Below are 24571 nucleotides of genomic sequence, written 5' to 3'. Positions count from 1 at the left end.
GACAGGTGACATGAAGGGGAATGCGGTTGATAAACTTTTAGACACTGCTTAAGCTTGAAAAGAACTCAAAATCACAAACAAGGACGTGTCTGGTGAGAATTCTTCTTTTTGTCTTGATGATGCTTTCGGTTTCGGCCTCCTTTGCCGGGACTCGCGGGCAGTTTTTGGGAATGCAGTTTATCGTGAATATCGCTTCAGTGATGTATGATGGTTCCAACGACAGCTCCCCTCAGATACTTTTTGAGGCCATGGACCGCCCCGAACAAGATTCGATGATTGGCCGCGGGAAGGTGCTGGAATCCCCTCAGAAAGTGCTGAATTTCATCTGTGCCCGCAAAGGTGAAAATAATTATCACTGTGCCATTTATATTCACAAGTCCGCTCTGGGGCGTATTGCGCCGGGGAAAGCTTATTTCGATGCTCGGGGCGAACAGGCCCGTGCTCTGTTTGAGCAATTCCACACGGAAAATGGCCGCCTGTCCTTCAAGGATGGCGATGGTCTGTTTCAGATCGAGGCCACGCCTGAGCGCTTTGTCATGAAATTCGACGCTCAGGGTGTTTAATACAAGGTTTACAGAAAAAGGCCCTCGGCAAAGGGGCTAATGTGTTATAAAACCTCCTGCCAAAGAGGAGGTTTGACCTGATGAAAACATGGATTGCTTTTGTTCTGCTTTTGCTCAGCCTTTCGACGGAAGCGAAGACTCTTCTGGTCAGTGATATCGACGACACCATTAAGCTTGCGCATGTTAAAGATTTTTCCGAAGCGGCCCGTTATGCCTTTGATTCGCAAAGCCGTTTTTTGGGAATGAGCGAGCTTTACCAGATGATTGATCAGGATCAGCCGGATCTGGAAATTGTTTATCTGTCCCGCGCACCGAATTGGCTGATGGGGCGCACGCACCGCAAATTTTTGCTGAACGGTGGTTTTCCGGAAGGCCAGTACATCAACCGCACCAACTATGATTCTGATGTGCACAAGCTCTACTCATTGAGAGACGTGATGAACCGGGTGCGTCCCGACACGGTGATCTTTCTGGGGGACAACGGCGAGCAGGACGCTGAGGTCTATCAGCAAATCTCGGAAGAGTTTTCCAATAAAGGCATTCGCTTTCATCAGTTTATCCGCGTGGTTTATTCCAAAACGTCCTTTATGGTCGTGGATTCCTCGTTGCAAACAGGTCAGGTGGGCTTTGTAACGCCGATTGAAGTGGCGGTTGAGCTGGAAAAGGCCGGAATTTTGAAAACCTCCTCTGTGGATATTTTGATGGATGCCTTGATTCCTGAAATCATGATCCAGAAGAACTACACTGCGGAGGGTGTTGTGGCCTTCCCGTATTTTGTGAACTGCCGTGATTTCGTATGGAAATGGGATGCGGATGTGGCGCGCTTTGCGCCGTTGAAAAACTTAAAGCAACGCGTGGTTGAGCGCTGCAAGATCCGTCCTTGAGGCTTATGTAAGAAAAAACATGTTATTGAAATATCAGCTTCCCCGCATTTATGAAAACATCCTGCCGCGAGAAATTCTGCAATTTTCTCCGGAGGAAAAGAAAGCCACTTGTGACACTTGTGCGATGGCTCGTCCACGCAACAAGGCCAAGATTCATTATCGCGAAGATCTGAAGTGCTGCACCTTTCATCCGTTTTTAGCCAACTATCTGGTGGGGGCCACTTTACTGGATGAATCCTCAACGCAGGCCCATGGTATCCTTCGGGACAAGATGGCGCGCCGGGAGTATGCATTGCCGATTGGAATGGTGGCCCCGGTTAAGTATCAGGTCGAGTTCAACAACCGCGAAGAAGGCGATTTCGGTCAGCGCGAAGACTGGCTGTGTCCATACTACAATAAGCAGACTCAGAACTGCAATGTGTGGCGCAACCGCGGGGTGGTGTGTACGACCTTCTTTTGCAAAAGCTCTTATGGCAAAACTGGTCTGAAATTCTGGGAAAAGTTCAGTAATTATCTCTGGTATGTGGAGCTGGCCCTGTTGGAAGAGGCTCTGGCGATGCTGGATTTTTCCCCAAGACAAGTTATGACTTTACTTGATTATCACAACCGCTTTGATGGCACAGCGGCCGAAAAAAAGTCCTGGGTTTTGCCAGAAAAAACCTCCCGTGAGCTTTGGAACGGGTATTATGATGATCAAGAGGGCTTTTATAAAAAGAGCTTTGAGATCGTGGCGAATATGGATAAAAGGGCATTCCACGAACTGATCGGTGAACAAGGGCAATCTTTGGAAGAGGAGCTTTTCACCATCCTGCCCCAATTGAAAAGTGAATAAACTAAGATGACCATTCAAGAAAAACAAAACAAAGTGATTGCTGATTTTTCCGCTCTTTCCCAGTGGGAGGATCGCTATAGAAAGATCATTGATTTGGGAAAAAGCCTGCCGGAAATGCCCGAGTCTTTAAAGACCGAGCAGAACATGGTGAAGGGCTGCCAGTCCCAGGTCTGGTTGTCTGCGAGCTTGAATGAACAGGGGCAGATGGTTCTTCAGGGTGACAGTGATGCTTTGATCGTGAAGGGGCTTGTCGGACTGGTGTTGAGTGTTTATTCCGAAGTGACTCCGGCAGAAGTTCTGGCAACACCGCCGGAGTTTTTAAAAGCTTTGGGGTTTGAAGGAAATCTGTCTCCGAGCCGGGCAAACGGTCTTCATTCCATGTTGAAGCAGATCAAACTGTATGCGACAGCTTTCGATTATTTGTTAAAAACAAAAAAATAGTTTGTTTTTCCCTGTATTTTTACACAGACTTGTAAAGGTGGATGACCAAGAGGGTCGTTCGGAGGGGAAATCGTGAAAAGGAATTCATTCGTCGCGGCGCTTTCTGTCGCTGTTGCAGCTACGTTTTCAGTTGGATTTGTCAATATCACTCCCAAAGTCATTTACGGTGAAGATAATCGCGCGGACGTTTATCAGGTTCAGCGTTCTGATATTCGTGAAATCGCCGATTCAACAGTGGCGTTGATTCCTAAAAGCTCCCTGGTTCCAGGGGCTGAAGGTCAAATTAAAGTTCATGCTAAAATCTATGGAAAACAAATGAATCTTTGTTCTTCCGAGCCTTTCTATGACCAGCCAGCGGCTGCAAACTGTTCCGGCTCTTTGGTGGGCGAGGATTTGATTGCGACGGCCGGTCACTGTATTAGCAGCTCTGATTGCGGCAAGTACGCTTTCGTCTTCGGTTATCGCATGATTGACGAAAGAAGAGCTCCGCTGTCCGTGGCGGAAGACGATGTTTATTCCTGTAAAGAGATCGTGGCGCGTGAATACACTCGCGAGCAGGATTACGCTTTGGTTCGTTTGGACCGTCCTGTGCGTGGCCACCGTGTTTTGACGTTGCAATCCACTCCGGTTGAAGCGGGAGACGATATCTACGTTGTGGGTCATCCATCCGGTCTGCCAACCAAGATTGCTGATGGTGCGAAAGTGCGTTCTCAGAATGGTGCTTACTTCCAGGCCAACTTGGACACTTATGGTGGTAACTCTGGTTCTGCGGTCTTCAATGCCAAGACCAACGAAGTCGTGGGTATTCTGGTTCGTGGTGCACAGGATTTCTCTTATGACCGAGAGAACAAATGCACTGTCAGCAACCGTTGCGCTGATGAAGGCTGCCGTGGTGAAGATGTGACAAATATCTCTTACATCATCAAAGCTCTGCAAAAATAATTCTTTTAAAGACAGATGATAGAAAAACCCACAGCGCACACTGTGGGTTTTTTATTTTCAGCACCACTCTATTGGAAGCGCAAAGGTCTTCCGGGGTCCGGAACATTGGAAGGAGCCAGGGGATGACGTTTGATAGCGCCTTCTTCCGGACAATTCTGGTTGGTGCTTTCCAGTCTGGCCATGTCTGACAGTTTATCCCGGGCAGCTTCTCCGGGGCAGGGAAGCAGGGGAGACTCCTTCTGAGAGGAGGCTGGTTTGCGTTTCAAGTCCTCGGACATGGTGGAGCTGCTGCCAGTCGTGTCTTTGCTTTCCGACTGATAAGGAGCCCCGTCGGTCAGATGGGGAACTATCAGCAAAGCGGCCAGTATCCATAAAGCTTTTTGTCTCATAACGGCCTCCTTTGTGGAAGGACTCCTTTTTGAAACGGGAGCTTGTATATCTATTTTAACACAGCCATCGGGCCTGAAAAATATGTGTCCCGACACCGGATCAAAGTAAAAGAGGAGACCTTGCGGGTCTCCTCTTTATTAAGGCGGTTATGAAATAAAAATTTCTTTTAAATAGTTGCGTGAACGCGGTGAGTGTCGTCCATGTCGTCAAGGTAGTTCAGGAACTCCTCAACGTCTTTTCTTTGTTCGTCGGAAAGCTCTGTGATGTTCTTGGCTTTGTAAGAAAGCTCACCCGTGGTGATCTTCCAGCCACGCTTGGTCAAAGCTTCACGAACGGCATCCAAATCATCCGCAGAAGTGAAGAACTCATAGGTTCCTTCATCTACAGAAACCTCATTGGCGCCGGCTTCGATGGCTTCTTCATCCGGGTCGAAAGTGCCTTCTTTGGTGCCTTCAATCAGGCCGACGCGATCAAACATCCATGCTACAGAGCCGGATTCACCCATATTGCCTTCGTGAGATTTGAAGGCATGGCGCATGTCCGGCGCTGTTCTGTGTTTGTTGTCGGTCTGGCATTCCACGATAACGCCGACACCGTGAGGACCGTAGCCTTCGTAAGTCAGCTCTTCGATGATTTTTCCATCATCAAGAAGTCCCGCACCTTTTTTGATCGCGCGGTCGATCGTATCATTCGGGCAGGACACTTTCTTGGCGGCATCAATAGCCATACGAAGACGGGCATTCGCATTGGGATCAGGGCCACCAGCCTTTGCAGCAACAGCAATCTCGCGCGCAAGTTTGGTGAATATTTGGCCTTTTTGTTGAGCTTTCTCAACTTTACCGGCGTTTTTCCATGATTTACCCATATGTCTCCTTCTTCGCCTTGGGAGTTATTATTGCAGCAAATCAGGAAATATTTGGCAAGAATGGGAGCGGGATGTAAAAGGGGCTATGTTCAGTTTTTCCATCCCCGATGTGTTGAGCTTTCTCAACTTTACCGGCGTTTTTCCATGATTTACCCATATGTCTCCTTCTTCGCCTTGGGAGATATATTGCAGCAAATCAGTATATATTTGGCAAGAATGGGAGCGGGATGTAAAAGGGGCTATGTTCAGTTTTTCCATCCCCGATGTCTGGGAAAAAATAGGCACCATCGAACAGGCATGTGAGGCGGCTTTCAAATTAAAGCAGCCGTGGACGGATATGCCCGAAGACCCGGCCCGCGACGTTTTGTTGCTGCATCCCAAAGAACATCCTCCCAAAAAAGGTTTTGCCACCCCGGAAGGGCAGGCCCGCATGCTGCACGATCTGGCCAGTATCGAGCTGCAGGCCATGGAGCTGGGGCTGCGCACGCTGGTGGAATATCCCGATGCTCCGGAAGGCTTCCGGGAAGAGCTGGTTGCTGTCACCGTCAGTGAAGCCCAGCATTTGCGCATGTGTCTGGAAGGTATTGAGGCCTTGGGTTACAAGTGGGGGGACTGGCCGGTGCATTCCGCTTTGTGGCGTGCGGTCAGTGCTGAGGACTCTTTGCTGGATCGTATTTTGATTGTGCACCGTTATTTGGAAGGCAGTGGTCTGGATGCGGGCGACACCTTGATCCGCCGTCTGGAAGGCACAGCCGGTAAGGATACGATTCAAAAAATCGTCAAACAGATCAACTTTGAAGAAATCGGGCATGTGAACTTTGGTTCGGTTTGGTACCGCGAAATCTGCCGTCAGAACAAAATTGATGCTGCCCAGGATTTCCCGGAGCGTATGGCCTCCCTGCGTGTGCGATTGCCGAAGCGGGTGGAGCCGATCAATCGGGTGCTGCGCACCAAGGCTGGATTTTCGGAAGAGGAAATCAAGTACTTTGAAGATCTGCGTTTGGACTTCCTGAATCGGAAGTCCTGATTCTTAATCCAGACTTTCATCATCTTCCAGGAAGCGCCATTGGCCTTCCGGAAGTTTTCCCAGGCGGATGTTGCCAATACGCACGCGTTTAAGGCCTGTGACCTTCAAGCCCACCAGTTCGCACATGCGACGGATCTGGCGCTTTTTTCCCTCTTGCAGGACAAAGCGCAATTGATCTTCATTCAACCATTCGACCTTCGCGGGCTTTAGTTTTTTTCCATCCAAAGAAAGACCGTGATTCAAAAGTTTTAACTTATCCGGCGGAAGCTTGCCTTCCACGCGCACGATATACTCTTTTTCCAGTTTGGATTCTTCGCCGATGATACGTTTGGCGATACGTCCGTCCTGGGTGAAAAGCAAAAGTCCCTGTGAATCAATATCCAGTCGTCCGGCAACGGCCAGTCCTTTGAAATGCTCCTCTTTCAGGCGCAGCTTGGATTGGCCAAATTGGTTCTGGGCCGTGATCAGTTTGATCGCGGGCTGATAGGGTGGTTCCGGCTGGGCTGATACATAGCCAATGGGTTTGTTCAGCAGAATTGTCGCCAGTCGTTTTTGTTGCTTTAACGCCTGAGCTTCCAGAGTGATGCTGACATCTGGGTCCACCTTGGTGCCCAGTTGGCTGATGATCTCACCATTGACTCGCACCAAGCCGCGGGAAATGTAATCGTCAGCCTCGCGGCGTGAACAGATTCCGCGTTCTGCCATCAGTTTGGAAAGGCGTACTTTATTGTCTTCGCTCATAGGCGGATCTCCGTCCAGATGGTGTCCATCTCATAAAGGCGAAGGTAAGAAAGGCTTTCGACTTTGACCTGCTCTTTAAGTTTGTTCAGAAAGTATAGTGCAATATTTTCTGTCGTTGGGATGGTGTTTTTAAACTCCGGAATCACAAAGTTCAAGTGTTCATGATCAAGTTTCCGGGTTAATTGATTTAAAAGCTCTTCCAAATGGGGCCTTTCCTGCTTCCAGTCCTGAGCAGATACATGGAACCCCACCTCCAGAGTGTAGTTGTGTCCATGCCCATGCGGGGTGAAGCAGCGGCCAAATTCAGCCAGATTGGTTTTCTCATCCCATTGGGGCTGATAATAAAAGTGCGCGGCACTGAAGGGGCTTTTCAAGGTTAGGATCACAGATTAATCCCACCATCGACCGGCAAAATCGCTCCGGTGATCCAGGCTGACTGGTCAGAACCCAGGAAGTAGGCGGCCTTGGCGATATCCTCGGGTTGACCAATGCGACCCAGCGGTTGCAGGGATTTCATCTTGTCGGTGACTTCGTTTTTCTTTTCGGCGGGAAGATCGTGGAAGCTGTGCAAAGGTGTATCGACAATGCCAGGACACACGCAGTTGGCGCGAATCTTATAGGGCCCACCTTCCTGAGCCAGACTTTGTGTCCAGTTGATCAGTGCGGCCTTGGAGGCGGCATAAGCGGATGTCGGTCCTTCCGGGCGAAGCCCCAATGTCGAGGCGATGTTCACAATGCTGCCGCCACCTTGTTCTTTAAAGTAAGGGAAAAACGCACGGGCAATACGCAAAGGTCCCAGCATGTTGATTTCAAACTGACGGCGCCAGATTTCATCACTGCCTTCTTCCGTTGAATGAGTTTCAAAAACCCCTGCGTTGTTCACCACGCATTCCACGCGATGAATTTTGGCTCCGATAACCTCACCCAAGCGCTTGTTCAGGGCAGCTTCATCAGACAGATCACAAGAAACAATAGAGGCTCCGCTGCGGCACTTTAAAGCCACGTTCTGAAGACGCTCCTTGTTGCGTCCCATCAGATAAACGAAGTATCCGTTTTTGGAAAATTCGATGGCGATGGCGGCTCCGATGCCACTGCTGGCTCCGGTGATAAGGGCGGCTTTTTTCACTGTAAGGACTCCCGTTTTTTGAACTGGACTTATGGTAGCAAAGGAGGGGGCCGATGAGAAGTTATGTCCTTGCGCGAAGCGTTTTCTATTGGAATAAAGTTCTTTTTTGTCGGCCTGATGATTTTTGGGGCCTTTCTTATTCAAATTCCCTGAGCCTTACAAATGAAAAAAGCCGGGTGGGAAACCCGGCTTAACGGAAGAATTCGAAATAGGAACGGCTTTAAGCCACTTTTTTGGCTGCCGTATAATGGTAGTACTTCTTGTCGAAGTCCGGCGCCTTCATGCCTTCTTTGGTAATCAAACCGGCTTTAAACCAGTCAAAGTGCTCAGCGCAGAAGCCGGCTTTTTCGGATTTCTTTTTGCAGCCTTCGCCGCAGCAGCGTGCTGATTCAAGGGAAACAACGTTGTTGGGAATCTGTTTGGAAAAATTTTTGTCAGCCATCGAGTGACCTCCAGATGAAATCTTAAGCTGGTTAATTGTCTTAAGACATAAGACTTATCGGCGAAGGTCTAATGGACTTTAGGAAATCTTCTCAAGTTTGGAAGATCTCAAAATGAAACAGTTGCGGACTTATTTTTGGGTGTGCATTCGTATTAAATCAACTTCAGGAAACGCCCCAGATCCACCGGTTTGGAGAATAAATATCCCTGACCATAACGAGCACCCAGAGTCTCTAAAACCAGAGCTTCTTCATGGTGCTCGATCCCTTCGGCGATAACTTCGATATCCATGGCATGCGCCAAGTGGATGATGGAACTCACCACGGCTTTGGATTTTGGATCGCTGAGAATCTTCATCACAAAAGAGCGGTCGATTTTTAAAAAACTAATAGGCATCTGGGTCAGATACTGCAAACCGGAAAAGCCCGTTCCGAAGTCATCGATGGAAATGGCATAGCCCAGGCTGCGGCACTGGTTCAGGGCATCCAGGGCAATAGCCCCATCCATCATGATTCTTTCGGTCATTTCCAGTTTGATATTCTGAGTTTGCAGATCATGCTTTTCGCGCAGATCCTCCAGATTGTTCACGAAGTCGGAATGCGTGAACTGACGTCCGGAGATGTTGATGCTCATCATAAAATCATCGGACATCTTTTCTTTTTTATTCAGGCGCAGTTGATCCTGAATCGTGCGCAAATCCTTCAGGGCCTGATTGATAATCCAGTGACCAATCGGGATCACCATAGAGGAATTTTCAATAATATCAATAAACAGGTTTGGGGAAACCAAACCATGCTGAGGCGAATTCCAGCGCAGCAAGGCCTCACAGCCGGTGATTGTCTTGGTTTTCAGATTCACAATCGGCTGATAGAAAAGTTCAAATTCCTTGTTCTGGAAGGCCTGGAAGATTTGATTTTCAAGTTTAATTTGATCCAGAGCACTTTGCGTGCCGTCAGCACCGGCTCCGGAGTTGTCGATTTCCACTTCAGAAATTCTGGCAGGGCCGCCCATGTTTTTCCGGCGCAGGCGTTTTAATAAAACCCGCATCAGAAGCTGCACCACTTTATCGGCCGTGGAAACACGTTCCAGAACTTGTTGTTTGGTGACAATGGCCAGTCGAACATCCTCCAGCGCCCGTACCGAGGCGGAACGGTTTTGGTTGTCGATCAGGGCCATTTCGCCAAAGATTTCACCTTCACCCAGAATGGTAAGTGGAATTTCCTCTTTGTCCTTGGTCAGATAAATAAGAACCCGGCCCTTTTCGATAATATAGGCGCAGTCGCCCTCATCACCTTCGCTGAATATGATCTGGTCTTTGTGGATATCGACGGACTGAGTTGCTTCATTCATAGATGTTTATCATAGGGTCTTTAGTGCAGGTTCGACAAGTCCAGCTGATTCATTTGATTGATTTTCCAGCCCGTAAATTCCGGTTTTACCAGCATCGAGAAATGAATCCCGCCCAAGGGAATCCACAGATGTCGTTGCATCAGGAAGTCCATTCCCGCCTGACACCATTTTTTTTGTTCAGCCTGCTTGTTGGCTTTCGCAAGTGAGGACAAAATTCGCGAATACTCCGGGTCTTTCAGGCGGAAATAATTCTCGGGGCTTTCCGGGGCAAAGGTTTCCAATGCGGCCAGACAGGTCGGGCGATCCGGAGAAACACCTTTACGGAACAGGGCTGGGGGGCCGCTTTGCAGGATCTGCAAATAGACTTTATTTTCTTTGGCCTCAAGATGGGTTTTTAAACCTGCATGATTCATCCATTGATTTTGCATCCACTCGGTGGCGCGCTTGTGATCTTCGCCGCCCAGACTGGAAAACATAAATGTATAAGTGCTGCCGGAAAGACCCTTTTGCAGTTTCTTCAGGTCAAAATCGTAACAAGGTGCTTTTGTCGGGAACCAGTTGTCAGGTACACCCACGCAGCCCGGACGTCCTTCAGAGGAAAAGATCTTCTGTAGCTCCACGTAGTTCAGTGAATAAATAAAGGCCTTGCGCAGATCCTCGCGGTCTTTCAGTTCGGGGCCAAACCCCACATAATCCAGTCGTGTGACCGGAATCCAGTGAAAGTCCGGGCGTTTTTTATGGCTGGGAATAAAGAGCGTCGGCAGGCGACGCAGGAATTGCAGTTCATTTTTCTCGTAAAGCTGCAAAGCCACGGTGTCTTCCTCGATAAATAGAAATTCCACCACGGGGCGGGAGGCGTGGCCCCCTTGATAGGTCTTATTTGGGGCAAGAATAATCTTTTGTCCCTTTTTCCATTCTGCCAGTTTGTAGGGGCCGGAATAGGCAGAGAGATCACTTTTAGTCGGTGCCAGCAGGAAGCTTGCCAGATTGTATTCAAAGTCGGGATCTGCTTCCTGAAATTCAAAACGCAAAGTGAGTGCATCTGGTGTGGTGATTCCCAGCGCACCCATCTTTGTTTTGCCACTGTAAATATCCCGGGCGTTTTTGATTTTAAAAAGCAAATCTGCGCGCGGTGCCGCTGTTTTCGGGTCCAGAAGCTTTTTGTAAGTGCGCAGGAAATCCTCGGATGTCAGGGCAGAGCCATCGCTCCATAGCAGGTTCTTTTTCAGTTTGCAGGTCAGAATCTGTTTCCTGTCGCGCGAACACTTGCCGCCCAGATCCGGAACCAGACCAGCATTGTCATCAAAGGTGAAGATATTGCGATACATATTTCCCAGTAGATAGCTGGAGGCCGAGGTCTTTTGTTTGTTCGGGTCCAGACTACCGGGTTCGGTGGCTAAATGCAGACGAAAGACTTTGTCGGCGGAATAACTTAACAGGGGAAAAGACAGAAGAAGCGCAAGGATGATTTTCATGTCCTTGATCTTAACGGAGATAGCAGGTGAATTGAAGCGGGAAAACGTCCTGATGCCTGTGTTTTCGTTGCAAACTTCTTGCCCTCGGGAAGGGGGCTTGCTCAGAATAAAATCTTGAAAGAGGTTTTATGCTAAGACTGCTTATATCGCTGATGTTGCTGCTGTCCCTGGCGGCCTGCCAAAGTGCGAACCTAAAAAAACCAGAAGCTGAAATACCTCAGACCGAAGGGGCTATCCCAAGTGGAGGCCGCTGGGTGGAGGGGGCGATGGTCTCCGGGCGCAGTGCCTTTGTGGAAGTGGACAATAAATCCTCCAGCACCACCGAGGAAGCTCTGCTAAAAGATCTGAAAAAGAAGATCGAAAACCAACTGGTTGATGTGGGTTTTAAGCTGGTTTCTGAAAAAGTGGCAGCTCATGTTTTCGTGCGTGTTAGTTATTCCGAAGTCAGTTTTGATACAGCGTTCCCGACGGTGGGACTGGGGTCGGCCGAAACAACGCTGCCACTTGAATCCGGAACTGTTTCTGTAAAAAGAAATGTGCAGGTTCTTGTGGATGGCACATCGTATTCTTTACGCGCTGAGGGGGATCAGAAGGTCGGTGATTTCTATTTGGCTGTTTATGCACAAAACTATGGTGATCGTCCTACGGATATCTATTGGAGTCGTCAGCGTGGTCTGGCCGGCACGCAGGCACTTCTTGGTGCCATTCAGGATTTCACAAAGAATTGGCTGGCAGGGTTGGGAACTTTAAGGGACCGTGTGCAGGAACAAAAGCAGGCGGGGCTGCCGGGATGTATCCCTCGATTGGGGTTTGCGGTGGAGCCTGTGGCGATGAAAGGACAGTTGTATTATCTGGTGACCGCAGTGGATAAAAAATCCCCGGCAGAAAAAGCCGGAATGCGCACCGGGGATTTTGTTCTGGAAGTGGATTCGCATTCTTACGGTGAATTTTCCAAAAAACCGGAATTTAACAAGACAACTTATAAGGACTTAAAGAAGGTTCCTTTAAAACTTCTGCGTGGGGAAAAAGAGGTTCTGTCGCAGATTCAGGCGCAGATGGCCTGCCAATAAAATAGGCTGGAGATAGAATAAAAAAAGCTGGGAGGTTGTACCTCGCCAGCTTTTTTTTTGTTGGGGATGGGAAAAATAAAAACTATTTATCCAATTCCATTTTTGCAATCGTTTGCAATTGCATGTTGGTTGTGCCTTCGTAGATCTGACCGATCTTGGCGTCACGCCAGAATTTTTCAACCGGATATTCTTTCGTGAAGCCGTTACCACCGAACAAGTCGATCGCTTTGGAAGTGATTTTCTCTGCCGCGCGGGAAGAGTAAAGTTTCGCCATCGCTGCCGCTTCGATGAAGTCCTGACCTGCGTCTTTCAAGCGAGCCGCATTGTAAACCATCAAACGAGCTGCTTCCAATTCTGTGCGCATTTCTGCCAACTGGAACTGAACGCCCTGGAAGTGAGCAATAGGTTTGCCGAACTGCTCACGACCTTTAACGTAACCCAAAGCCGCTTCGTAGGCGCCTTGTGCGATACCGATCATTTGCGCGCCGATGCCGATACGGCCTTCGTTCAGTGTTTCAATCGCGATTTTGTAGCCTTTGCCGACTTCGCCCAAAACGTTTTCTTTTGGAACTTCGCAGTTTTCAAACAACAATTCGCAAGTGGAAGAAGCGCGGATGCCCAATTTGTCTTCTTTCTTACCAACTGTGAAGCCTTTGAAGCCACGCTCAACGATGAACGCTGTGATGCCTTTGTAGCCTTTTTCTGGAGCCATGTTCGCGAACACGATAAAGATGTTGGCCTCGTTGCCATTCGTGATCCACAGCTTGGAACCGTTCAGAACCCATTTGTCACCTTTGTCTTCGGCTTTCAATTTCAGTGCGAAAGCGTCAGAACCGGAAGAGGATTCAGACAAAGCGTAAGCGCCCACGGATTTCGTAGCCATTTGGCCCAGGTATTTTTCTTTCTGAGCTTCCGTACCCCATTTAAGGAAGGCATTTGTTGTCAGAGTGTTTTGTACGTCGACCAGAACAGAAACAGAACCATCCACGCGGCCGATTTCTTCCACAGCCAGGCAGGCCATGAAGAAGGTGGAACCAGCGCCACCCCATTTTTCAGGAGTTTCGATACCCATCAAACCCATTTCGAAAAGCTTCGTCAGGATCTCTGGATTCATGGCCGCTTTTTCGTCCATGTGAGTCACGTGAGGTTTGATTTCAGATTCTGCAAAAGATCTTACGGCGTCACGGAAAGCCAATTCGTCTTCAGAAAGTGTGGTTAGAGCTGGACGTGCATTTAGAGCATCAGACATTAAATTTCCCTTCGATCGAAAGCCACCAGCCAAAGGCTCCTAACTTAGATCTGCCCCTGCGAACAGTCCTCGCGGACGTGGTCCTGCTGGGACCTACTGCTGCGGAACTTGGTGCCGACCTAAGTTAGGAGCCTTTGGCTGGTGGCTTTAGTTCTTGTTAAAGCGTGTTTGAAAAGCGGAATGACCGTATCTGTTTTGGGGGATGATTTCAAGATTTTGAGAGGACAAGAGGGTTACTCTTAACAAGCTGTGTTAGACTGATTGCACTTTAAATGTGCAAGTGTTTCGCCGCACTAGACAAGGGTCTAGGTGTGTTTTAGCGTGAGGGTCTATGGATTTGATGGAAATTGGTGCCAAGATTGGCGTTTACTTTATTCCTTTTCTTTTTGCACTGTGCTTTCACGAGTTTGCGCACGGATGGGTGGCGCGTCTTCGTGGGGATAACACAGCAGAGCAAATGGGTCGCCTGACGATGAATCCGTTGGCGCACATGGACATGATTGGAACGTTCATTCTGCCGTTGGCGGCGATAATTTTCTCTTCGCCGATCTTTTTTGGCTGGGCGAAGCCGGTGCCGGTGAACTCGCGCAATTTGAAGAACCCCCGGGTGGATATGTTCTGGATTGCGCTGGCGGGGCCTCTTTCTAACATTCTGCTGGCGTGTGTGGGTGCTTTTGTGATTGCTCTGGTGGCGAAATACTACTCTTTCGGGATATATGCCAAGGGTGCGGTCACGATTCTGCAAACGTTTATTGTGACCAATATGTTCCTGGCTTTCTTCAACCTTTTGCCGGTGCATCCTCTGGATGGTGGCAAGGTGCTGGCGCGCTTCCTGCCTGCCAGCCTGAATTACAAGCTGGAACAGAATGAACACATCACCAGCATGGTGCTGATGGTGTTGGTTCTGACGGGTGTCCTGCGCTTTTTGGTGGGCCCGGTTATTTGGAGCTCCGAACGCCTGATCGGTCTTGCGATGGGTGGAGTGGGGATTTAGAAAGTTGTTGAATTAGTGCAGGCGGCTTGATTGAATTATCGCCGCTTGGCTTGTGGAACGAATGAAGAACGTTCTAATGAAATTGGTAGAGGGGACCATCTTTCATGAGTATTACAGTACAGTTGCCTAAATTCGAGGGACCTCTAGGGCTGCTTCTTTACCTTATCCGTAAAGAGGAAATGGACATCATGGACATCAAAGTCCATGAGATCACCAAACAATACCTTGATTATATCAAATTGATGAAAGAGCTGGATTTGGAAGTGGCCGGGGAGTTCGTGGCGATGGCTGCGACCCTGATTCAGATCAAATCCCGCATGCTTTTGCCTCAGTACGATGAAAATGGCGAGATCGTTGAAGCCGAAGATCCACGTAAAGAACTGGTGCAAAAACTTCTTGAATACCAAAAATATCAAGAGGCCGCGAAGCTTCTTTATGACCGTCCTTTGGTGGGGCGTGATGTGTGGTTGCGTGGAACACGCGAATCCCTGGATGAAAAAGAAGAAGAAATCATCCTGGAAGATAATGCTTTGTTCTCTTTGATCGCCAGCTACCGCAAAATGCTTCGTGCGGTGAAAAAGAAAATTCACCAGGTGACAGCAAAAGCTCAGTCTATCTCCAGCCGTGTGTTGGAAATCAAAGATCGTTTGATCGTGGGGCAGAAAACCACTTTGATGGAACTGGTGACTGCGACCGAAGATCGTGCCCGTCAGGCTCTGATCACTTTCCTTTCTTTGTTGGAGCTGGGTAAAATGGGTTTTGTCGGTCTTTATCAGACCGAAGCTTACTCTGATATCTGGGTGGATACGAAAAAGCCGATTGAAACGGACGTCCTAAGTCGTGTGGAAGAATACGACTCTATGGGCGCGGATCAGGTGGCTGCCAAAATGATGGAAGATTCAAAGAAAATCGACGCTGACGAAGAATTCCTTCTGACAGATGCAGAAGATCTGTTGGAGGAAAACAGTCAGATCCAAATGGAATTGGGTGCTGGTCTTGCAGAAGGCACAGAGCTGGTTGAAGGCGCTGGTGCTGACGTGACGATATCGCCACGGACGACGAAATCTTGGCTGCAGAAAATGAATTGTTTAAAGATGACGTGACGGAAGTGTAAGAGGGGACCATGTCTGAAGAAAAAGACGAATTGTTGAATGATGAAGTAAATCACTCCGAAGATTCTGAAATGGTGGAAACTGAAGCTGCGGAAATGTCCGACGCTGAAGAGTCCTCTGACGAACTTGCTGCCGGTGACGTGGATACAGAAGCGTCTTTGTTCCTGCAAGAGGAGGAAGAAACTGAAGGCTTCCTTCCTGAAGTCAGCGAGGACGAAGTGGCTGAAATGGAAGCGGCTTCCGATGACGAAGTTTCCGTGGATGGCACTGAACTTGACGGTTTTGATTCCGCTGAAATTGAAGAAGTTGAATTTGTTGAGGAAGAACGTCTGGAAAGCATCGTGGAAAGCGTTCTTTTTGCCTCGGATCGCCCGGTCAGTCTGGCTTCCTTGAAGTTGCTTTTCAAAGGCACCAACATCCGTGGTGACAAGATCCGCAGAGCTTTAGATCAATTGGCTGTGGAATACGCGGGTGGCCGTCGTGGTGTGACCCTGGAAGAAGTTCCGGGCGGTTACCAGCTGCGCACCAAAATCGACAATATGGAATTCCTGAAGCGCACTTTGAAAGCCCGTCAATTCAAGCTTTCCGGTCCAGCTTTGGAAGTTCTTTCCATCGTGGCTTACAAACAACCCACTGTTAAAGCAGAGGTTGATGAAATCCGTGGCGTTGAGTCCGGACATTTGCTGCGCGCTTTGATGGAAAAAAATCTGGTTTGCTTTGAAGGTAAATCCGAATTGCCAGGTCGTCCTATGCAATACGGAACCACCAAAAAGTTCCTTGAAATCTTCGGCCTAAGAAGCTTGAAAGAGCTTCCGACTTTGTCTCAGATCGACGAGTTGCTACCCGAAGGTATTGATGAACAACAGGCTGAAGAAAAACCAACTTTGGCCATGATTACTGACTCTATGTCTGAAACCTTCATTGGTTCTTACTCTCAAGGGGAAGAAGAACTGATGAAGATTCAAGAACAACTTGAAGATATTGCGACAACCAGCAACTTCTTCGAGGAAGAAAAACGCCGTCAGGCGGAAAAACGCGATCAGGAACGCGCACAGAACATCCGCGATGCTTTGGCATTCGGAGAGCCGGTGTCCACTCGTGATCAAAACTGGCTGACCAAGTACGACGAGGCTTTGGCCGCGGGTACAACCTTGGTTGCTCTGGCTGCTGAAAAGAAAGCGGCCGCCTTCGCTAAAAAACCTCTAGCTTCCATGGAAGACGGTGAGGCGGGCGAAGGAGTCTCTGCAGAAGGATCTGAAGAGACAGCTATGGAAGCCTCTGAAGAAGATATGGAATCCACCGGCGGGGGGGATTCTGATCTGGAAGATGCTATCGTAGCATTTGATAATGACGAAGATCAGGATGAAGCTTCAGACGATCAATTGTTTGCTGACTCTGACGATGAATCTTCTGACGAAGACGAGGAGTTGCCTTTCCTAGGCGAGGCAGACGATATTGATGAAGAAGGTGAAGCTTCTGTTTAAAGCTCTTTTGAGCTTGTGGATTGTCTATAATATCTTTGTGATGTTGGTTATGCCCAATGTAGGAGCCTACTTTGGGCGGGTCACCGCGAATGTGGTGACCCCGTACGCCAACACCGTCGGGTTGAATGCGGGCTGGAATTTCTTTTCTCCGGAACCCGCTCATCCGATGTATCTGAAATACACCGTTTATTACCCAGAACCTGAGATCACGCCTGAAAACGCGCCTGAAAGTGAAGAGGGGAGCGGGAGCTCTTCACCGTTGGAAGAGCGCGATCCTGTCGAGGGCTATTTCCCTGTTCAGAACGACAAGCGCGATGTTCCCAATATCACCCACAAACGTGAATGGGCCTTGATGCGCTATATGGTTCTGGATGCGAAAAGGTTGCGAATTCTGATGGGGCCTTGGTTGTGCCGTCAGTACCCGGGGGCGGTGTCCATTACGATGGAACATGTGATTGAAACCATACCGTTTCTGGATCAAGCCGTGCGCTTTCAGGACGAGAGTATGAAGGATCTGTCCAAAGAAGTTCAATCCTTGCGAGAAACTGTCTCCTGTCAGGGCGGAATGGACGAGGAGAGCTTATGATTAAGAAACTCTGGGCTCAATGGGATTGGTTCTGGTTTGCTCCGCAGAGTTTGCTGGGACTGGCGTACATGCGGATCATGTTGTGTGCGACCTTGCTGTATATGAACATCACACGTTTCTATAATCTGGAATTTTACACGGATTCCAGTTGGATTCCGCGGGTTCAGGCGATGAAGGTGATGCCGGAACTGGGACGGCCGCTATTTATGTGGATGTTCTGGCCGGATTCCATGAATTTTGCCATGAACCTTGTACTGGTAATTTTCTTAGGCTTACTGACATTGGGAATCGGCGGGCGCTGGTTGATGTGGATCACGTGGATCATCAATGCGGGCTTCCTGCAAAGAAACTACGCCGTGAATTTCGGCGCGGATATCATCGGAGCCTTGTTCCTGTTCTACATGTCGTTCACGCAGTCCTGTGAGCGTCTAAGTATTAAAAATCTGATTTTACCTAAGACCCAATTCCGTCAGTCGGATATTTTAAGCTCGGCGATGATTCGCATGATGCAGGTTCAGATCAGTGTGATCTATGCCTATACAGGATGGGAAAAACTCAAAGGTGGCAGTTGGTGGGATGGCACTGCGCTGTGGAGCGTGCTGGCCAACCCACAGATGACGACAATGGATTTTTCATTCCTGCGCCACTTCCCGTGGGTGATTCCGGTGATTGGCTATGTGACCATCCTCTTTGAAATCTACTTCCCGGCGATGGTCGTCTGGCACCGCACCCGCTACATCTGTCTTATGCTGGGATTGTCATTCCATGCAGGCATCGGCCTCTTCATGGGCCTCATGCCATTCGCCACAGTCATGGTCTCAACCTACTTCCTCTTCCTAGACCCCCAGCTCCTCGAAAAAGGTACCTGCTTACTTTTGCCGAAGCTTCGCGTTAAAGTCCGAACCTCGGACACCTAAGCCCCTCATCACAAGCTAGTTCATAGAAGGCACCTGCATGACTTGCCGCTTCTGCAAAAGTAAGCAGGTACCTTTTTTTCTCTGTTTGGGACGGGGGTGGGGGATTTTTTTTTGAATTGGTGTGTCTTTTTGAGATTGGGGTTATGCCAATGGTTTAGTTTGCCGATGAAGATAGGTATTCTAGTTTAGTGGGGGAACTTATGCGCTCAGTGCAGTATTTAGCAGGACTTTCGAGTCTTTGTCTGCTGGTGACGGCTTGTCAGCCGATCCAGGGGGATTCGCTTTTGACTGATCGTAAAGAGGATTCCAGCGCACACACTGTCAGTAAAGAACCCAAGTCCGAAGAGTTGATGCTGCAAATGTCCAACCCCAATGTCAATATGACCAGCACAGACACCAAGGCAGAACTGACGGGTGAGTGTTATGTGTCCACTTACCCCTCTCACTCCATTATTGTTTTAAACGGCCCAACGCCATTGCCAGTAACAGATTTAAATTCCAATACCCCGGCAGGTTCGGGGTATGGTACCTGTCGCAATGGAAGGTTTAATATTTTATTGAACATCACTTCTTTGGGCTCTCCCGCAGTTCATTCCCTGCGTCTTTATCTGCAGGCTCGCGATGCTGATGGTAATGTTGTCATCAATGAAGCTCGTGGTGCGCCGATCTTTAATCTAAGCAAGTAAAGCGAACCAGAGGGCACGGCAAGCCCTCTTCCGTGCGACAAAATACGTCCGTTCTTCAATCACTAGACATGCTCTAAAAAAACACGCACCCAGGGACTAATTGGTTTGAGGTGATCGTCGTTTTCTCACTTTGAGACAGTGCCTTTCTGGCCTCGGGATTGCACTTCTTAGAGGTATGAAACAAATTATTTTTCTTTTTATAGGCCTTGTTAGCTTTTTAGTTTCACCTGCATTTGCAGAAGCGCCGGAATACTTTGAAAAGATGAATCAGTTTGCGCGCCTGACCGAGCATCAAATTATCTCTTTTGAAAACTATGTTCAGGAAGTGCAGAAGGTGTCCCCGCAAGCACAGGCGCAGCTGAGTCAGTCGTTGAAACTTCAGCAAAAAGCCCTTTGGGGTGAGATTGAAAGGCTGAAATCCCTTTACGACAAAAGCTTCGTGGCAAAAACTGCAACCAAGGAAGATCGCAAGGCTTTGGTGTATCATGAGTCAAACCTGTCCATCGCAGTTCATCGTCAGTTGGTTCTGCTTCATGATTTCCTTAGTGAGGTTTCCCCGAAGAATGCAGAAAAGAAGCTGGCTGTTTTAGTGCGTAATATGGATGCTATTTCTGTTGATTTGCAAAAGGGCAAGTCCATCGAGGTGCCCGCAGGAATGGGAATCAATCAGGTCTTTCAATCCGGACAGAAAGTCGCCGTGTCCGTGTGTAAGCTTCTGGCGGGGTTTTGCACTCGAAAATCACTTTCGGGTCTGATGGATTCCTTGAATGAAGGAAATTTCCTGCGTTCAAAACAGTATGAACTTATCGGTGTTGAAGAGGCCAAAAAGGCTTTCCCTGCCAATGAAAAGTCAGTTTTCATTCTGATCGGAAATCATGATCAGCCACTGATGGATATTGCTCTGGCTCGCAAGGTTTCTTTGGCTTTGGGAAGCGACCATCATGTGACCATGACCAGAAAATCCGTTTATCCCATTCCGCCGCCAGTTTCAGCTGGTGACGTGGTCTTTGTTGTGGATAATGATCCTAAATCAAATCCGGTTCAGGAAAGTCTGGATATTTTAGCTAAAAACATCACAGAAAAATCCCATAACCGCGTCAGCCTGGCGGTTTATCCGGAAGGGATGCTGCCTTATACAGGCGGGCAAATGCCAATGACGGTGAAAGAGGGAGCCTTTGTTATTGCTCGTAAGATGGCGCATCAACTGTCACAGCAGGGGGTATCCGTGTATCTGGTGCGCATGAAATCCAATATCATTGAACATCTGACTGCGGCTGATACCATCCCGGCAAGAGTGGTGATGGAATCCGTGGAAAAAGTGCCGGATACGGCTATTGATCGCAGTCGTCCGGATGAATGGATTGAAAGAAACCGTCTTCAGGCCGAGAATTCATTTAATTCCCATCGTGGAAAAACGCAAATCGACATCTTTAACTTGGACAAGGTGCCTTACTCCAAAATACCATTAAGTATTGAGATAAGAGCATGTTCGAAAGTATTTGTCCTTTAGCCCATATTGTTGCCCTTGGTTGGTGTTTCCTTTTATTTGCCCCGGCGAAAAGGATTCGCTGGGGATGGCTTTGGTACGCCCAAATTCTCGCGACTGAGTGGGGATTTGCCACAGTTTTTTTGGCCATCGTCCTGACTCTTATAGATTCTTCAGCTATCTGGTTTCTTGGATTGGCCATCTACTCAATTCAATCCCGGTCTTGTCAGTTTTATTCCAGCGATATTTCCCTGCCCGCACTTTCAGGTATGCAGAAGCTCAATCAGGCCTTTGTTGGCATCTGGCCTTTTCGCTGGCCCCCTCAAGGGGAGACGTACCGGCTTTCAGGTGAAGATCTGAGTCATCTTAAATTTTTTCCTTCCCCGGGAGGAAGAGTCTGTATCCATATTCACGGCGGTGCCTGGATTCATGGAAGTGCCGATCAGTTAACATATTTGGCGGATGTTCTTAAATGTCATGATTACGAGATGGTTTCATTAAACTATAAAAAACATCCTGAATATTTATTGCCAGAGATTATGGCTTCAGTGGAAGAAACCTTCAAAAAAATCAGCGCCGCCTATGGGGCGGAACAAAAGTTTTTGCTTTATGGCCGTTCTGCCGGGGGACATTTGGCTTTGATGCTGGCGGCAAAGTTTCCTGCTCAGGTGCAGGCGGTGGTGGCTCTTTATCCTGTGACAGATTTTTCTTCCTTGGAAGAAACTGCCACCGATTCAGATATCCTAAAAACCAAAAGCTGGATTCGGAATTTGTTTGCGGGAAAAGAAAATCTAAAATCCGCGATGAGTCCCGCACAAATCTGCACCGCTGAGATGCCCCGGACTTTGCTTGTTCATGGCCGCAATGATCCCGTCGTGCCTATCCAGCAGAGTGATTTATTGTATAGCCATCTTCATGAATTGAAGGTCCCGGTCAGCTATTTAAGGTTTAGCAAAGGCACCCACGGTTTCGATGCCCTGTCAGAAGGTCTTTCGATGCAGACTTTTAAACAAGCCCTGGCAAAGGTTTTAGAAAGCTAGATTTTTTCTTCAAGCCATTGTTGTGTTTGGTGAAGGAAAAGATCCAGAACCTCTTTTCCTTTATCCAGTTTTTCCGGCCCCATTTTGTAAGGGCTGGGTCTTTTAAAGAAGAATGGATTTTTGTGCAGATGTGCATAGAAATATTTATCTTCAATGCGACTCATAAAGCCCTGAGCATGCAGATAGTGAATAACGGGGGTCAGAGAACTTGCTTGTACACCCTGAACTCCGGCGCGATCGCGAATGCCGCCATCCCAAAAATACTCGCCCTGAATTTGCACCGGATGAAAAAGGACCGGAACCGCGGCCGAGGCCCGACAGGCAGGGGCAACAAGTCCGCTTGTAAACACGGTGGTTTTTTGTTTGTTGATATTAAAGGCCGAGATATGAAGGGGGATATGAGTTTCAGCAAAGGTGCTGACACAATATTGTCCTAAAAGCTCTTCGATCTTCTGACCTTTTAAAAATCCCCAGCCCCAAGCCGGGTCCCAGAAGTCACTTTTTTTGATTCCCAGAAAGATCTCTTTAAGTTCGGAAGCAGAGCGACCACTGGCAAGTCCCGCGGCCACCAGAGCCCCCGCACTGCTGCCGCTAAGGCAGGAGGGCTTCAGGCCTTTTTCCTCCAGCCAGAGCCAGAGCAAAACCCACATGGGCGAAATAGCCAAAGAATCCCGAGGACAGGCTTAGGGAAAAAGGTTGTTCAGCAAGGACTTCTGCACGGGTTTTCATAGGCCTAATATCCTTTTTTCCGGGTGACGGGTCAATACCCGCTTCAAGTAAACAAGGAAAGCTGAGGTGACTATTATGGCCTGCTGTCGAAAGTTTTGTCGGACTTGAGCGCCATTAAAAAGCCTATTCCCACCTGCGTAGGCATCCTAATTGAAACATTTATAAAACTATGAAAGAAACTAAACGCTTCCTTAACAATAAGTGGTCCGCGCCTTTAACCGCCCTTCTGATTGCCGCCGCAATTCCTGCGGTGGTCCAGGCCGACGCCGCCCAGTGCGGAGCTGTGTTTCAAATTGAGACGCAGGCTTTGGCAGCCAAAAAGGAAGTCGTAAAGCTTGTCAGTCAGGATAAGCCCCAGACTCTGCGGGAAAAGCTGGAAACGAACTACAAGGCTCGCAACGAGGTTCTGGCAAAACGTTATCCTCAGTTGGAATACATCTTTAAAGACCCGGAAGCATTCGTGCAAACCATGAAGCAGCGTTTTGAAGCTCAGAAGCGCATTACGCCTGAGGACCCGCGCATGTTCGACTTCCCGGAAGCAGCTACCACGATGAAGGATATCCGTGCTGATCTGGAGGCGTTCCGTCAGGAGGTCGCGGCGGATCTTCGTTCCAATAAAGACACCTTCCGCAATCGTCTGGCACACACATTCTTGGGTCGTCGTTCCAGTAAAGTCGAAACTCTTTCAAAAACACTTACGTACATTCACAAGCTGCAAAGAGATCTGGATGTGATGATTGATTCCAATCACTATCCTTATCGCGACACGGTTTATACCTTGTATTACTATTCCCGTATTCGCGGTATTTTCCAGTTTAAAGAATTAAACACTTACTATCAGGTTGCGAAGTATATTGATATGTCCATGCACGGCTACCGCCGTTTGAACATTGATGCGGAATTAAACCTGTATAAAGCCAAAGAAAGTCCGATCATTCAGGTGCGCAGTGGGAAGATCGCTCACGAATTTCGCGTGGCTGAAGTTCCATTCCGTGAATCCTTTGAAAGACTGGATAAGCTCGACTTTGTGATTATTCCATCCACACATGCCCTGGGGTCTTCCGCCTTTATGCATGTTCTGCCTCACAAAATTCATTTCCTGGGTGCGACGAACACACCGGTTCCTGCGGATGGATTTAACAGACCGGGTGGTTTGTTCTGGATGCACGACGTTCGACATGAAGCTGATAGATTTATGAAAATGACCTCTTATCGTAAGGCCAATAACCTGACGGCAAAACAAGAGGAAACAATAGCTCTGCTAAGTCAGCAGTGGCAGGCGGACTTCCTGAAGTTGAAAAACTCAATCACCGACCCGGAACTTAGGGCTTCGGTAGAGCACTATCACTTCTACACTCACCATGATGTCGGCGTGCCACTGGTTCCAAGCATGTTCCTGAATCATCACAAAGACGGTATGGCTGTTTATTATGCATTCTTGTTCCACAAACGCAATGCCGGTCAGGAAGTTGGATTTAAAAATTGGTTTGAAAACACACGCAAAACCCAGGAGATTCTAACGAAGTTCTGGCAGGAAAGACTGCCTTTGGAACAACAGCTTCTGCGCAAAGAACCGGTTCGTCTTAAAAATTGGGAAGAATGGTTCCCGATGACTTACAAGCTGGATAAGTCACAGACCTCTGTGCTGAATCGCGCGGTGGAATCCGGATCGCTGGTTCGCCTGCAAACAGAGATGGCGGGTGTGGATGGCATTCTTTCCAAGGTGATCTATAGCAAGGATGGGCAGCCGATATATGTTCAGTTCTCCGGGGCAGCAAGACTGTTGGACCGCGCAGCTCAGGAACTTCCGGGGCAGGGTGTGTCTGTGCATTCGCAAGGCTATTCTTCTCCTATCGGAGCTGTAAAGCAGATCACGGCTGATGGTATCGTGAAGTCTGAGTTCTCTCAGATCCGCGAAAACCAGATGGTCGAAATTCAGTACGAATCAGGCATCGTGGTTAAAGGGCAGATGAAAGGCCTTACTCGTGATGAAAGTGGCGCTGTGAATGTTGTCACTTTCAAAACTGCCGAGGCCACTTTGGGCGAGCAAATGCTTTATAAGCCTGAATGGGGCAGTTTTGATTTGATGATAGGCTCCAAGATTCAATCTTTTGAATTCCTGAACTAATACTGGCGCCCGT

General features: G+C 48.5%; 26 protein-coding genes. 16 read left to right on the top strand and 10 right to left on the bottom strand.

Annotated features, from left to right (window positions below; all coding sequences use genetic code 11):
• Positions 1–92: 92 nt before the first annotated feature.
• From EZJ49_RS10890 to EZJ49_RS10870, 5 genes are all read left to right on the top strand, one after another.
• Positions 93–563 (top strand): hypothetical protein, encoded by a 471-nt coding sequence (locus tag EZJ49_RS10890; protein ID WP_262552151.1) that lies wholly within the window; start codon positions 93–95, stop codon positions 561–563.
• An 80-nt stretch (positions 564–643) separates the two neighbouring features.
• Positions 644–1447, top strand: a complete 804-nt coding sequence (locus EZJ49_RS10885; protein ID WP_262552150.1) for a phosphatase domain-containing protein — start codon at positions 644–646, stop codon at positions 1445–1447.
• Positions 1448–1466: 19 nt separating this feature from the next.
• Positions 1467–2279, top strand: coding sequence for a hypothetical protein (locus EZJ49_RS10880; protein ID WP_262552149.1), 813 nt, complete (start codon positions 1467–1469; stop codon positions 2277–2279).
• A gap of 6 nt (positions 2280–2285) precedes the next feature.
• Complete coding sequence (locus tag EZJ49_RS10875) at positions 2286–2720, top strand: SufE family protein (protein ID WP_262552148.1); 435 nt, start codon at positions 2286–2288, stop codon at positions 2718–2720.
• 72 nt (positions 2721–2792) lie between these two features.
• On the top strand, positions 2793–3662 hold the full coding sequence (locus EZJ49_RS10870; RefSeq protein ID WP_262552147.1) for a trypsin-like serine peptidase: 870 nt from the start codon (positions 2793–2795) through the stop codon (positions 3660–3662).
• 68 nt (positions 3663–3730) lie between these two features.
• Here the strand turns inward: EZJ49_RS10870 and EZJ49_RS10865 are convergent, their stop codons facing one another.
• Positions 3731–4051, bottom strand: coding sequence for a hypothetical protein (locus EZJ49_RS10865; protein WP_262552146.1), 321 nt, complete (start codon positions 4049–4051; stop codon positions 3731–3733).
• A 167-nt stretch (positions 4052–4218) separates the two neighbouring features.
• Complete coding sequence (locus EZJ49_RS10860) at positions 4219–4917, bottom strand: YebC/PmpR family DNA-binding transcriptional regulator (protein ID WP_262552144.1); 699 nt, start codon at positions 4915–4917, stop codon at positions 4219–4221.
• Between the two features lie 241 nt (positions 4918–5158).
• On the opposite strand from EZJ49_RS10860, the gene EZJ49_RS10855 reads away from it, so the two are divergent.
• Entirely contained in the window at positions 5159–5944 is a 786-nt protein-coding gene (locus EZJ49_RS10855; protein ID WP_262552142.1) for a ferritin-like domain-containing protein, read from the top strand.
• Positions 5945–5947: 3 nt separating this feature from the next.
• Here the strand turns inward: EZJ49_RS10855 and EZJ49_RS10850 are convergent, their stop codons facing one another.
• From EZJ49_RS10850 to EZJ49_RS10825, 6 genes are all read right to left on the bottom strand, one after another.
• On the bottom strand, positions 5948–6685 hold the full coding sequence (locus EZJ49_RS10850; RefSeq protein ID WP_262552141.1) for a pseudouridine synthase: 738 nt from the start codon (positions 6683–6685) through the stop codon (positions 5948–5950).
• Entirely contained in the window at positions 6682–7071 is a 390-nt protein-coding gene (locus EZJ49_RS10845) for a 6-carboxytetrahydropterin synthase (protein ID WP_262552139.1), read from the bottom strand. The genes EZJ49_RS10850 and EZJ49_RS10845 overlap by 4 nt, the downstream gene beginning before the upstream one ends.
• Positions 7068–7811 carry an SDR family NAD(P)-dependent oxidoreductase gene (locus tag EZJ49_RS10840; RefSeq protein WP_262552138.1) on the bottom strand — a complete coding sequence of 248 codons (744 nt, stop codon included), beginning with the start codon at positions 7809–7811 and terminating at the stop codon, positions 7068–7070. Before EZJ49_RS10840 ends, EZJ49_RS10845 begins: the two co-directional genes overlap by 4 nt.
• Before the next feature lie 220 nt (positions 7812–8031).
• Complete coding sequence (locus tag EZJ49_RS10835) at positions 8032–8253, bottom strand: hypothetical protein (protein ID WP_262552137.1); 222 nt, start codon at positions 8251–8253, stop codon at positions 8032–8034.
• A 152-nt stretch (positions 8254–8405) separates the two neighbouring features.
• A complete protein-coding gene (locus EZJ49_RS10830; protein WP_262552136.1) occupies positions 8406–9602 on the bottom strand; it encodes an EAL domain-containing protein in 1197 nt (398 codons plus the stop codon).
• Between the two features lie 20 nt (positions 9603–9622).
• The gene (locus tag EZJ49_RS10825; RefSeq protein WP_262552135.1) at positions 9623–11077 is read right to left on the bottom strand and encodes a peptide ABC transporter substrate-binding protein; all 1455 of its coding nucleotides are present in this window, start codon (positions 11075–11077) and stop codon (positions 9623–9625) included.
• A 128-nt stretch (positions 11078–11205) separates the two neighbouring features.
• Between EZJ49_RS10825 and EZJ49_RS10820 the strand changes: the two genes are divergently transcribed.
• Complete coding sequence (locus EZJ49_RS10820; protein ID WP_262552134.1) at positions 11206–12147, top strand: PDZ domain-containing protein; 942 nt, start codon at positions 11206–11208, stop codon at positions 12145–12147.
• Positions 12148–12229: 82 nt separating this feature from the next.
• Here EZJ49_RS10820 and EZJ49_RS10815 read toward each other — a convergent pair whose 3' ends face one another.
• The gene (locus EZJ49_RS10815) at positions 12230–13396 is read right to left on the bottom strand and encodes an acyl-CoA dehydrogenase (protein ID WP_262552133.1); all 1167 of its coding nucleotides are present in this window, start codon (positions 13394–13396) and stop codon (positions 12230–12232) included.
• Positions 13397–13727: 331 nt separating this feature from the next.
• On the opposite strand from EZJ49_RS10815, the gene EZJ49_RS10810 reads away from it, so the two are divergent.
• From EZJ49_RS10810 to EZJ49_RS10775, 8 genes are all read left to right on the top strand, one after another.
• Positions 13728–14390 (top strand): site-2 protease family protein, encoded by a 663-nt coding sequence (locus EZJ49_RS10810; RefSeq protein ID WP_262552131.1) that lies wholly within the window; start codon positions 13728–13730, stop codon positions 14388–14390.
• A gap of 104 nt (positions 14391–14494) precedes the next feature.
• On the top strand, positions 14495–15493 hold the full coding sequence (locus EZJ49_RS10805; RefSeq protein WP_262552130.1) for a segregation and condensation protein A: 999 nt from the start codon (positions 14495–14497) through the stop codon (positions 15491–15493).
• 20 nt (positions 15494–15513) lie between these two features.
• Positions 15514–16986 carry an SMC-Scp complex subunit ScpB gene (gene scpB, locus EZJ49_RS10800; RefSeq protein ID WP_262552129.1) on the top strand — a complete coding sequence of 491 codons (1473 nt, stop codon included), beginning with the start codon at positions 15514–15516 and terminating at the stop codon, positions 16984–16986.
• Positions 16961–17572, top strand: coding sequence for a hypothetical protein (locus EZJ49_RS10795; RefSeq protein WP_262552128.1), 612 nt, complete (start codon positions 16961–16963; stop codon positions 17570–17572). The genes scpB and EZJ49_RS10795 overlap by 26 nt, the downstream gene beginning before the upstream one ends.
• A complete protein-coding gene (locus EZJ49_RS10790) occupies positions 17569–18489 on the top strand; it encodes an HTTM domain-containing protein (protein ID WP_262552126.1) in 921 nt (306 codons plus the stop codon). The genes EZJ49_RS10795 and EZJ49_RS10790 overlap by 4 nt, the downstream gene beginning before the upstream one ends.
• A gap of 200 nt (positions 18490–18689) precedes the next feature.
• On the top strand, positions 18690–19175 hold the full coding sequence (locus EZJ49_RS10785; RefSeq protein ID WP_262552125.1) for a hypothetical protein: 486 nt from the start codon (positions 18690–18692) through the stop codon (positions 19173–19175).
• Positions 19176–19350: 175 nt separating this feature from the next.
• Entirely contained in the window at positions 19351–20685 is a 1335-nt protein-coding gene (locus tag EZJ49_RS10780; RefSeq protein WP_262552124.1) for a hypothetical protein, read from the top strand.
• Positions 20661–21701 (top strand): alpha/beta hydrolase, encoded by a 1041-nt coding sequence (locus EZJ49_RS10775; RefSeq protein WP_262552123.1) that lies wholly within the window; start codon positions 20661–20663, stop codon positions 21699–21701. The genes EZJ49_RS10780 and EZJ49_RS10775 overlap by 25 nt, the downstream gene beginning before the upstream one ends.
• Here the strand turns inward: EZJ49_RS10775 and EZJ49_RS10770 are convergent.
• Entirely contained in the window at positions 21698–22366 is a 669-nt protein-coding gene (locus EZJ49_RS10770; protein ID WP_262552121.1) for a patatin-like phospholipase family protein, read from the bottom strand. The two genes, EZJ49_RS10775 and EZJ49_RS10770, sit on opposite strands and share 4 nt — an antisense overlap.
• Positions 22367–22599: 233 nt before the next feature.
• On the opposite strand from EZJ49_RS10770, the gene EZJ49_RS10765 reads away from it, so the two are divergent.
• Positions 22600–24558 carry a hypothetical protein gene (locus tag EZJ49_RS10765; protein WP_262552119.1) on the top strand — a complete coding sequence of 653 codons (1959 nt, stop codon included), beginning with the start codon at positions 22600–22602 and terminating at the stop codon, positions 24556–24558.
• Positions 24559–24571 lie beyond the last annotated feature (13 nt).

Origin of the sequence: Bdellovibrio bacteriovorus (assembly GCF_025558485.1) — a bacterium.
Classification (GTDB): Bacteria; Bdellovibrionota; Bdellovibrionia; order Bdellovibrionales; family Bdellovibrionaceae; genus Bdellovibrio; species Bdellovibrio bacteriovorus_G.
The sequence above is the reverse complement of the archived record's forward strand: the minus strand, read 5'-3'. Positions and strand labels throughout refer to the sequence as shown.